The organism is Luteimonas sp. FCS-9, assembly GCF_001014645.1.
Lineage (GTDB): Bacteria > Pseudomonadota > Gammaproteobacteria > Xanthomonadales > Xanthomonadaceae > Luteimonas.
In genome coordinates this window covers 89,156-99,834 of sequence record NZ_LASZ01000002.1, presented here as the reverse complement: position 1 = coordinate 99,834, position 10,679 = coordinate 89,156, and the positions used below count along the sequence as shown (strand labels likewise).

The 10,679-nt window shown below is 70.6% G+C and carries 9 protein-coding genes; 6 read left to right on the top strand and 3 right to left on the bottom strand.

The genetic code is table 11. The features are described 5' to 3' along the window. Window positions 1-22 precede the first annotated feature (22 nt). The 3 genes from WQ56_RS02110 to pncB all read left to right on the top strand — a co-directional run bounded on the left by WQ56_RS02110 (window position 23) and on the right by pncB (window position 3,592). Complete coding sequence (locus WQ56_RS02110; protein WP_047135425.1) at window positions 23-517, top strand: RidA family protein; 495 nt, start codon at window positions 23-25, stop codon at window positions 515-517. Beyond that, the gene (locus tag WQ56_RS02105; protein ID WP_052772772.1) at window positions 514-2,331 is read left to right on the top strand and encodes a hypothetical protein; all 1,818 of its coding nucleotides are present in this window, start codon (window positions 514-516) and stop codon (window positions 2,329-2,331) included. Before WQ56_RS02110 ends, WQ56_RS02105 begins: the two co-directional genes overlap by 4 nt. Window positions 2,332-2,404: 73 nt before the next feature. Further along, window positions 2,405-3,592: a nicotinate phosphoribosyltransferase gene (gene pncB, locus WQ56_RS02100; RefSeq protein WP_047135424.1), complete on the top strand. Its 1,188-nt coding sequence runs from the start codon at window positions 2,405-2,407 to the stop codon at window positions 3,590-3,592. 41 nt (window positions 3,593-3,633) lie between these two features. Here pncB and pyrF read toward each other — a convergent pair whose 3' ends face one another. From pyrF to ettA, 3 genes are all read right to left on the bottom strand, one after another. Next, window positions 3,634-4,464 (bottom strand): orotidine-5'-phosphate decarboxylase, encoded by an 831-nt coding sequence (pyrF, locus tag WQ56_RS02095; protein WP_047135423.1) that lies wholly within the window; start codon window positions 4,462-4,464, stop codon window positions 3,634-3,636. A gap of 8 nt (window positions 4,465-4,472) precedes the next feature. After that, window positions 4,473-5,210, bottom strand: coding sequence for a type I methionyl aminopeptidase (gene map / locus WQ56_RS02090; protein ID WP_047135422.1), 738 nt, complete (start codon window positions 5,208-5,210; stop codon window positions 4,473-4,475). Window positions 5,211-5,311: 101 nt separating this feature from the next. Beyond that, window positions 5,312-6,976 carry an energy-dependent translational throttle protein EttA gene (gene ettA, locus WQ56_RS02085; RefSeq protein ID WP_047135421.1) on the bottom strand — a complete coding sequence of 555 codons (1,665 nt, stop codon included), beginning with the start codon at window positions 6,974-6,976 and terminating at the stop codon, window positions 5,312-5,314. Between the two features lie 293 nt (window positions 6,977-7,269). On the opposite strand from ettA, the gene glyA reads away from it, so the two are divergent. The 3 genes from glyA (at window position 7,270) to ribD (ending at window position 10,537) form a co-directional block, all read left to right on the top strand. Next, the gene (gene glyA, locus WQ56_RS02080) at window positions 7,270-8,538 is read left to right on the top strand and encodes a serine hydroxymethyltransferase (RefSeq protein ID WP_047135420.1); all 1,269 of its coding nucleotides are present in this window, start codon (window positions 7,270-7,272) and stop codon (window positions 8,536-8,538) included. Between the two features lie 105 nt (window positions 8,539-8,643). Further along, window positions 8,644-9,168: a transcriptional regulator NrdR gene (gene nrdR, locus WQ56_RS02075; protein WP_047135419.1), complete on the top strand. Its 525-nt coding sequence runs from the start codon at window positions 8,644-8,646 to the stop codon at window positions 9,166-9,168. Between the two features lie 274 nt (window positions 9,169-9,442). Continuing rightward, complete coding sequence (gene ribD / locus WQ56_RS02070; protein WP_047135626.1) at window positions 9,443-10,537, top strand: bifunctional diaminohydroxyphosphoribosylaminopyrimidine deaminase/5-amino-6-(5-phosphoribosylamino)uracil reductase RibD; 1,095 nt, start codon at window positions 9,443-9,445, stop codon at window positions 10,535-10,537. Window positions 10,538-10,679 lie beyond the last annotated feature (142 nt).

Sequence of the window (10,679 nt, the reverse complement as noted above, 5' to 3'; positions counted from 1 at the left end):
GCACGTCCCCGAGGCCGGGCCGATGAGCCGGGTCCTCGCGCGCCTGGCCGAACTGGACCTGCAGTTGCCGCCGCCGCTGGTCGCGCCGCCGGGCGTCGTGCTGCCGTTCGCGTTCGCGCAATGTGTCGGCCGGCGCGTGCTGATCGCCGGCCACGGTCCGCAGGGGCCGGACGGCCGGCTGTCCGGTCCGTTCGGCAAGGTCGGCGCCGAAGTCGACGTGGCAGCCGCCCGGCACGCCGCGATGCTGACCGGGCTGTCGATGCTCGCGAGCGTGCAGGCCTGCATCGGGGACCTGGACCGTGTCAGCGGCTGGGGGCGGGTGTTCGGCATGGTCGCCTCCGCGCCCGGGTTCCAGGACCAGCCGGCGGTGATCAACGGGTTTTCCGACCTGGTCCTGGCGGTGTTCGGGCCGACCGTCGGGCGCCATGTGCGCAGCGCGGTCGGCATGGCGGAGTTGCCGTGGAACATCCCGGTGGAGATCGAAGGCGAACTGGAGATCGACGGGGGCGTCGCATGAGCCGCGCGCTCGCGACGGGCCGCGCCGGGATCGCATGCCGGGGTGCGCGCGCGATGGCGAGGATCCATCGCGTCGTCGCTGCGCTCGCACTGTCGCTGGTCGCATGGCCGGTCGCGGCGCAGTCGCCGGCGCTGGAGTACGTGCTCACGCCCGTCCCGTCGGCCGACGGGACGCGCATCGAGGCGGTCGACGTCCGGCTGACGATTTACGGCGTGCGGCCCGAGGCGGGCGCGCCGCTGCTGCAGATGCCGTTGGTGTCGAGCAACGTGCCGACCGTCGCGGCGGGCCTGTCGGCGCTCGGGGCACACGATGCCCGGGGGCCGCTGGCGCTGCGGGTCGAGGATGTCGGCGAGGATCCGTCGGTGCAGCGCCGCTGGTTCGCCACGCGCGCGCCCGAGGGCGCGATCGAACTGCGCTACCAGGCGCCGACGGTCGAGGCGCTGGCCGCGCGCGGCGCCGCCCCGCCGATCGAGCTGCGTGGCGAAAGCGGGGCGGTGTCGGGCGGCGGCGCGGCCTTCCTGGTGCGCCCGCCGGAGGGCGAATTCCGCCTACGCGCGGACTGGCGCCTGGACGCGCTGCCGTCGGGCGCGGTCGGCCTGAGCAGCCTCGACACATTGGCCGATGGCGAAACCGCGCCGGCCAGCCTGGTCGACAGCGCGTACTTCATGGCCGGCACGATCCAGCGCTATCCCACGACCGGCGCGACCGATCGGTTCTTCTCGGCCTGGCAGGGCGAGACGCCGTTCGATGCGCGTGCGCTCATGACCTGGGGCGAGACGCTGTACGCGCACTACCTGCGCCTGTTCGATGCGCCGCCGACACCCTACGGCGTGTTCCTGCGCCGCAACCAGGTGAACCCGGGGGGTGGCATCGGCATGCACCGCTCGTTCGTGCTGACCTACGACACCGATCGCGGCAGCGATCCCGAATCGCTGCGCTTCACCCTCGCGCATGAGATGTTCCATACCTTCCAGCCGCTGATGGCGCGCGGCCGCGGCATGGACGAGAGCCTGGGCGCGGCGTGGTTCAACGAGGGCCTGGCGGTGTTCTACCAGGGCGCGCTGCCGTTCCGTTTCGGCATGGTGTCGCCCGACGCGTATCTGCGCGATCTCAACTTCACGATGGCGCGCTTGTACACCAACCTGTTCGCCGAAACGCCCAACCGCGAGGTCGCCGCGCGCTTCTGGGAGGACACGCGCATCCGCACGCTGCCCTACGACCGCGGCTACGTGTACTTCGTCAACGTCGACGCCGCGATCCGCAAGGCGTCGAATGGCGCGCGATCGCTCGACGACCTGATGCTGGCGCTGCAGCGGCGCCGGGCCCAGGGCCTGTCGGTCGAGCAGGGCGACTGGGAGGCGCTGGTCGAGGCCGAACTCGGGCAGCCAGGCGTGGATGCGTTCCACGCGATGCTCGAAGGCCGGGTGCAGGTCCCGGACGCCGACGTGTTCGGCCCGTGCTTCACGCGCGTGCAGCAGCCGTTGCGGCGCTATGAGCTGGGCTTCGAGCCCAAGGTGCTGGTCGAGCCCACACGGGTCGTGCGCGGGCTGGTGGCCGGGTCGGCCGCCGCGGCCGCCGGCGTGCGCGACGGCGACGAGATCCTCCAGCCGGTGGGCCAGGACGCGATCCAGGGCGACCAGGACGGCGTGCTCGAACTCCGGGTCCGGCGCGACGGACACGACCGGACGATCCGCTACCGCCCGCGCGGCGAGGTGGTCCCGACCTGGCAGTGGGTACGGGCGCCGGCGGTCTCCGACGCCGCGTGCCATGGGCACGCGAGCGGCGCGCGGGAGACGAACGACGGCGTGCGGTGACGTCAGGCGCCTACGCACGGCGCGCATGCGTCCGACGCGTTAGCCTATGGCCCCCTCATGGACGGCGTCCCCCATGCCGATCATCCAGTCCCTGCTCGACACCGACCTGTACAAGTTCACGATGATGCAGGCGGTGCTGCACCAGCACCCCGGTGCGCACGTCGAGTACCGGTTCAAGTGCAGGACGCCGAGCATCGACCTGGCGCGCTATCTCGACCAGATCGACGAAGAAATCGACGCCTTGTGCGCGCTGCGCTTCACCGACGACGAACTGGCGTACGTCCGCGGCCTGCGCTTCATCAAGCCCGACTTCGCCGATTTCCTCGGCCTGTTCCGGCTCGATCGCAAGTACATCGAGCTGCGGCCGTCGGCCTCGGTCCCGGGCGAGATCGAGCTCGATATCCGCGGTCCGTGGCTGCACACGATCCTGTTCGAGGTGCCGCTGCTGGCGATCGTCAACGAGGTCTGGTTCCGCAACACCTCGGCGCCGGATTTCGCCGAGGGCGAGCGCCGGCTGCAGGCCAAGGCCGCGTTGCTGCGCGACACGCCGGACTTCGGCGACTGCAAGGTCGCCGACTACGGCACCCGGCGCCGCTATTCGCGCCAGTGGCACGGGCACATGCTGCCGCTGCTGCGCGAGGCGCTGGGCGTGCAGTTCGTGGGCACCAGCAACGTGGCGTTCGCCCGGCGCTACGGCATGACGCCGCTGGGCACGATGGCGCACGAGTACCTGCAGGCGTTCCAGGCGCTGGGTCCGCGGCTGCGCGATTCGCAGGTCGCGGCGCTGGAGGCCTGGGCGCACGAGTACCGCGGCGATCTGGGCATCGCGCTGTCGGATGTGGTCGGCCTGGACGCGTTCCTGCGCGACTTCGACATGTACTTCTGCAAGCTGTTCGACGGCGTGCGCCACGATTCGGGCGACCCGTTCGTCTGGGGCGACCGGATGCTCGCGCACTTCCAGCACAACCGCGTTGATCCGACGAGCAAGACACTGGTGTTCAGCGACGGCCTGGACTTCGCCAAGGTCATGCGGCTCCACGACCATTTCCGCGGCCGCTGCCAGGTCGCGTTCGGGGTCGGCACGCACCTGACCAACGATCTCGGTCCGACGCCGCTCAACATCGTCATCAAGATGGTCCGCTGCAACGGCCAGCCGGTGGCCAAGCTCAGCGATTCGCCCGGCAAGAGCATGTGCGACGACCCGGGCTACCTGGCCTATCTGCGCCAGGTGTTCGGCGTTCCGCCGGAACAGGCTGCGTGACGGGGCGCCGCGCCGGATGCGGGCGCGCCCCCCGTCCGGTGTCAGCGGTGGCGGTTGATCGCGTCGCGCAATTCGCGCGCGGCGCGCGCTGCGGCCTCGGCATGGTCGTCGCCGCGCGAGGCGTAGAGGATCGCGCGCGAAGAACTGACCATCAGCCCGGTGCCATCGGCAGTCCGGGCGTGGGTCACGACCGCCTCGACGTCGCCGCCCTGCGCGCCGACGCCGGGCACCAGCAACGGCAGGTCGCCGACGATCGCGCGGACCTCGCGCAACTGCGCCGGCCAGGTCGCGCCGACGACCAGGGCGCAGTTGCCGTACGCGTTCCAGTCCCGCGCGACGGTCTCGGCGACGTGCTGGTACAGCGGACGCGTCGCGCCGCCGTGCGCGACCGGCAGGTCCTGCAGGTCCGCGGCGCCGGGGTTGGACGTGCGGCACAGGATCACCACGCCCTTGTCGCCGCAGTCGAGGAACGGCTGCACCGAATCGCGGCCGAGATACGGGTTCACCGTGACCGCGTCGGCGGCGTAGCGCCCGAAGGCCTCGCCCACGTACTGCTGCGCGGTGCTGCCGATGTCGCCGCGCTTGGCATCGAGGATCACGGGCACGTCGGGATGCTCGGCGTGCAGGTGCGCGATCAGCCGCTGCAGCGCGTCCTCGGCACCGAGTGCGGCGAAGTGGGCGATCTGCGGCTTGAACGCGCAGGCGTATTCGGCGGTCGCGTCGGCGATGTCGCGGCAGAAGGCGTACACCGCGTCCGGGTCGCCGGAAAACTGCGCGGGAAACTTCGCGGGCTCCGGATCGAGCCCGACGCAGACCAGCGTGTCGGCGGCCTGCCAGCGCGTACGCAGCGCCTGGATGAAGGAGCGGGACATGGCGGTCCTCAGGTGACGATGATCGGGGCGTCGCGCGTGACCACGACGGTGTGCTCGAACTGCGCGCCGACGCCCTTGGGGCAGACCAGCGACCAGCCGTCGTCGAGCGCGTCGGTGCGCGTGCTGTGCGTCGCCAGGAACGGTTCGACCGTGATCACCATGCCCTCGTGCAGCCGGCGGGTGTCGCGCCGGTCGTAGTAGCCCGGAATCGAGCCCGGTTCCTCGTGCAGTGCGCGTCCGACGCCATGGCTCTGCAGGTCGCGGATCACCCGGAAGCCGCGGCGCGCGGCGACCGTCTCGATGGTCCGGCCGATGCTGTTGATCAGCGCGCCGGCGCGCAACTGGGCGATCGCCGCATCGCGCGCTTCGCGGGTCGCATCGAGCAGGCGCTGCTGCGCCGCGCTGGCGGTGCCGACGACGAAGCTCGCCCCGGTATCGGCGAAGAAATCGTCGAGCTCGGCCGAGACATCGATGTTGACCAGGTCGCCCTCGCACAGCGGCGTCTCGTTCGGGATGCCATGTGCGACCACCCGATTGACGCTGATACAGGTCGCAGCCGGAAAGCCGTAGGTCAGCACCGGCGCCGACTGCGCACCGGCCTCGCGCAGCATCTCGGCGCCGATCGCATCGAGCTCACGCGGCGTGACGCCCGCAATCGCCCGGGCCCGCATCGTAGACAGGATGCCGGCCACCAGCGCACCTGCGCGCCGAAGGCCTTCGAGCTCATCAGGCGTCTGGATCGTCATCGATACACCGGGGTCAGCGTGGGATTTTGGTCGCGGCGCGCGTCCCGTGGCGGGGTCAGAGATATTCGACTCTGACCCCGGTTTCGGAGCGTGGCGGTCGGTTACTTCAGGGCCTTGAACCGCAGACGCTTGGGACCGGCGTCGTCGCCGAGGCGGCGCTTCTTGTCCTCCTCGTACTCGCGGTAGTTGCCCTGGAAGAACTCGACGTGGCTGTCGCCCTCGAACGCGAGGATGTGCGTGGCGATGCGGTCGAGGAACCAGCGGTCGTGCGAGATCACGAACGTGTTACCCGGGAACTCCAGCAGAGCGTCTTCCAGCGCGCGCAGCGTTTCGATGTCCAGGTCGTTCGACGGTTCGTCGAGCAGCAGCACGTTGCCGCCCTGCAGCAGCGTCTTGGCCATGTGCAGGCGACCGCGCTCACCGCCCGACAGCGAGCCCACCAGCTTCTGCTGGTCCTGGCCCTTGAAGTTGAAGCGGCCGATGTAGGCGCGCGACTGGATCTCGATGCCGTTGATGTTGAGGATGTCCAGGCCGCCGGCGATCTCCTGGAAGACGTTGTGGTTGCCTTCGAGCTTGTCGCGGCTCTGGTCGACGTACGACAGCTGCACGGTCGGCCCGACGACGATCTCGCCCGAGTCCGGCTTCTCCTGTCCGGTGATCATCTTGAAAAGCGTGGACTTGCCGGCGCCGTTGGGGCCAATGATCCCGACGATCGCGCCCGGCGGCACGATCATCGACAGGTTGTCGATCAGCAGGCGGTCGCCGAACTTCTTGCTGACGTTCTTGAACTCCATCACCGAGTTGCCCAGACGCTCGCCCGGCGGGATGAAGATCTCGTTGGTCTCGTTGCGCTTCTGGTAGTCCTGCGACTGCAGTTCTTCCAGGCGGGCCAGACGCGCCTTGCCCTTGGAGCGGCCGCCCTTGGCGTTCTGCCGCGACCACTCGAGCTCCTTCTGGATCGCCTTCTGGCGCGCCTTCTCTTGGTTCTCTTCCTGCTTCAGGCGCTCGTCCTTCTGCGTCAGCCACTCGGTGTAGTTGCCCTTCCACGGAATGCCGCGGCCGCGGTCGAGCTCGAGGATCCACTCGGCGGCGTTGTCGAGGAAGTAGCGGTCGTGGGTGACGGCCACGACGGTGCCGGTGTAGCGGGCGAGGAACTGCTCCAGCCACTCGACCGACTCGGCGTCGAGGTGGTTGGTCGGTTCGTCGAGCAGCAGCATGTCCGGCTTCTGCAGCAGCAGGCGGCACAGCGCGACGCGGCGCTTCTCGCCACCCGAGAGATTGCCGATCTTCGCGTCCCACGGCGGCAGGCGCAGCGCGTCGGCTGCGACGTCGAGCTGGTTCTCCAGCGTGTGCGCGTCGCCGGCGGCCAGGATCGCCTCCAGGCGCTCCTGCTCCTTGGCGAGCGCGTCGAAGTCGGCGCCTTCCTCGGCGTAGGCGGCGTAGACCGCCTCGAGCGCGGCCTGGGCCTGCAGCACCTCGCCCACGCCTTCCTCGACCGCCTCGCGCACGGTCTGCTCGGGGTTCAGGCGCGGCTCCTGCTCCAGGTAGCCGACCTTGATGCCCGGCTGCGGGCGGGCCTCGCCCTCGAAGTCCTGATCGACGCCTGCCATGATCTTGAGCACCGTCGACTTGCCGGCGCCGTTGAGGCCCAGCAGGCCGATCTTGGCGCCGGGATAGAACGACAGCGAGATGTCCTTGATGATCTGCCGCTTCGGCGGGACCACCTTGGACACGCGGTTCATGGTGTAGATGTATTGCGAGGACATGGGGGCTCCGGTTGCGCCTGCCCGCGCCGGGGCCCGGTCGGGCGGCGTCAGGCGGGAGAAGAATGCCCGCGATTATAGCCCGCATCCCAAGACGCGCGTCCGAGGCGGCGTGCGCCCGGACCGCGCTCGTGCCGGTGCGGGGAACGCCTCCGAGCTGAGGCGGCGGCGCGCGTCCAGCGCCGCCGCGCGCAGCCGGCGACGGCGCGCTGGACCGCCCCAGGCCGGGCGTCCGGCACGGCTGCGGCCCGCGGGCGGCTACAATGGCCGGCCACGCCCGATCCCTGGAGTCCTCGATGTTCCCGCGCGACGCCCGTCTCGACAGCTTCGACCCCGAACTCGCCCAGGCCATTGCCGCGGAGGTCCGCCGCCAGGAGGACCACGTCGAGCTGATCGCGTCGGAGAACTACTGCAGCGCGCTGGTCATGGCCGCGCAGGGCAGCCAGCTGACCAACAAGTACGCCGAGGGCTATCCGGGCAAGCGCTACTACGGCGGCTGCGAGCACGTCGACGTCGCCGAGCAGCTGGCGATCGACCGGCTCAAGCAGCTGTTCGATGCCGACTACGCCAACGTGCAGCCGCATTCGGGCTCGCAGGCCAACCAGGCGGTCTACTTCGCCCTGCTGCAGGCCGGGGACAAGATCCTCGGCATGAGCCTGGCGCACGGTGGCCACTTGACCCACGGTGCCAAGGTCAACGCCTCGGGCAAGCTGTTCGACGCCGTGCAGTACGGTGTGGACGATGCCGGGTTGATCGACTACGACGAGGTCGAGCGGCTGGCGCTCGAGCACAAGCCGAAGATGATCGTCGCCGGCTTCTCGGCGTATTCGCAGAAGATCGACTGGGCGCGTTTCCGCGCGATTGCCGACAAGGTCGGCGCGCTGCTGTTCGTCGACATGGCCCATGTCGCGGGCCTGGTCGCGGCCGGCGTCTACCCGAGCCCGCTGCCGCACGCGCACGTCGTGACCTCGACCACGCACAAGACCCTGCGCGGCCCGCGCGGCGGCATCATCGTCGCCAGCCGCGAAGGCGCGGGCGAGGCGTTCGACGACATGACCAAGAAGCTGCAGTCGATCGTGTTCCCCGGCATCCAGGGCGGCCCGCTGATGCACGTGATCGCCGCCAAGGCGGTCGCGTTCAAGGAGGCGCTGGACCCGGCGTTCACGGCCTACCAGCAGCAGGTGGTGAAGAACGCGCAGGCGATGGCGAAGGTGATCGTCGAGCGCGGCTACAAGATCGTCTCCGGCGGCACCGAGAACCACCTGATGCTCGTCGACCTGATCGGCAAGGACGTCAGCGGCAAGGAGGCCGAGGAGGCCCTGGGCCGCGCCCACATCACCGTCAACAAGAACGCCGTGCCCAACGACCCGCGCAAGCCCTTCGTGACCTCGGGCCTGCGCCTGGGGACGCCCGCGGTGACGACGCGTGGCTACACCGAGGCCGACTGCACCGAACTGGCCCACTGGATCTGCGACGTGCTCGACGCGCCGGCCGACGACGCCGTCGTCGCCGCCGTGCGCGAGAAGGTCGCCCAGCAGTGCGCCAAGTACCCGGTGTATGGTTGACGCGCCGGGATTGGGGGCTGGGGATTCGGGATTCGGAGTGCCTCCGTTTGCCGGCCCTGCCGCTTTTCCCAGTCCCGAATCCCCCATCCCGAATCCCCTCGCCTGATGCACTGCCCCTTCTGCCAGCACATCGATACCCGGGTGATCGATTCGCGCGCGTCCGAGGACGGCGCGACGATCCGGCGTCGTCGTGAGTGCGAGGCCTGCGGCGAGCGATTCAGCACGCTGGAGACGATCGAGCTCAAGCTGCCGGCGATCATCAAGGGCGACGGCCGGCGCGAGCCTTTCGATGCGCGCAAGCTGCGCCTGAGCATGGACCGCGCGCTGCACAAGCGGCCCGTGTCGGAGGAGCAGATCGAGGCGACGGTGCGTGCGGTGGTGCACCAGTTGCGCATGACCGCCGAGCGCGAGGTGTCGTCGCGCCGGGTCGGGGAGTTCGTCATCGCCGAGCTGCGCAAGCTCGACCATGTCGGCTTCGTGCGCTTCGCCTCGGTCTACCGGGCGTTCGAGGACGTCGCCGACTTCCGCGAGGAGCTTGACCGGCTCGAACGCGACCTGCCCGGCGACGGCCAACTGCCGCTGCTGGAAGGCGAGGCCGCGCGGGCAGGCAAGGGCCCGCGTCGGCGCTGAACGCGCGACCGGCCATGGAGATCGTGGCCGATCGATGTGGATCGAAAGCTGACGCGATCTGCGCTCGCAGCCGTAGGAGCGCGCTTGCGCGCGAAGGGGCCCGTGTCGGCCATGGGCCAGCGCCAACCGACAACGCCTTTCCGAGCCGGGTCAGACGCGACGGTCCGCGGCCAAACCGATACAACCCGTCGCGCGCGAGCGCGCTCCTACGAGAGCGTGATTCCGTGTGTCGCGGGGCGATGCATGGCAACAATACGTCTTCGAGGTACTGCGCATGACCGACTTCACCGCCGACGACCACGCCCACATGGCGCAGGCGCTGCGCCTGGCCGAACGTGGCGCATGGACCACGCGCCCCAATCCGATGGTCGGCTGCGTGCTGGTGTCGGCGGGCGAGGTCGTCGGCGAAGGCTTCCACGTGCAGCAGGGCGGCCCGCACGCCGAGATCGTCGCGCTGCAGGCCGCCGGCGAGCGGGCGCGGGGCGCGACCGCCTACGTCACCCTCGAGCCCTGCGCGCATGTCGGCCGCACCGGGCCCTGTGCCGACGCACTGGTCGCCGCCGGGGTCGCGCGGGTGGTGGCGGCGATGCGCGATCCGTTCCCGCAGGTCGACGGCGCGGGCTTCGACCGGCTGCGTGCGGCGGGCGTCGCGGTCGCGTCCGGGCTGATGGAGACGCAGGCCCGGGCGCTGAACGCGGGCTTCCTGTCGCGGGTCGAGCGCGGCCGCCCGTGGGTCCGGGTCAAGCTCGCCTGCAGCCTCGACGGCCGCACCGCGATGGCCGACGGCGAGTCGAAATGGATCAGCGGCCCGCAGTCGCGGGCCGACGTCATGCGCTGGCGTGCGCGCAGTGCGGCGATCCTGACCGGCAGCGGCACCGTGCTCGCCGACGACCCGGCGCTGACCGTGCGGCTCGAGGACCCGGCGCCGTTCGTGCCGCCCCTGCGCGTGGTGCTCGACGCCGGGCTCGTCTCGCTGTCGCGCCGGCAGGTCCGCGACGGGGCCGCGCCCACGCTCTATCTGCACGCAGACGACGTCTCGGTGCCGGCCGAGATCGGCTGCGAGCACGCCGCGTTGCCGCGTCGCGATGGTCGGCTGGACCTGGAGGCGGCGCTGGCGCTGCTGGCCGGGCGCGGGATCAACGAGGTCCAGGTCGAGGCCGGCGCCATGCTGTCGGGCGCGCTGCTGCGGGCGGGCCTTGTCGACGATCTGCTGCTCTACGTCGCGCCGGTGCTGCTTGGGGAGCGCGCCCGGCCGCTGTTCGCCGGGCTCGGCATCGACGCGATGGCGCAGCGGTTGCACCTGGACACGGTCGAGGTCAGCCGGATCGGGGACGACCTGCGGTGGCGGCTGCGGCCGAAGGCGCTCTGATTCGGGTGGCGTGGGGGGGCGGGAGCCGGGTCGAGCGGTGCGTCTGCTTCCTTTTTCGCCGGGAGGCGGGTGGTCGGGAAAGCGCGATCGCGCGCGAGCGCGCTCCTACAGGGGGTGTCGCGCGCGAGCGCGGAAGGGCGTG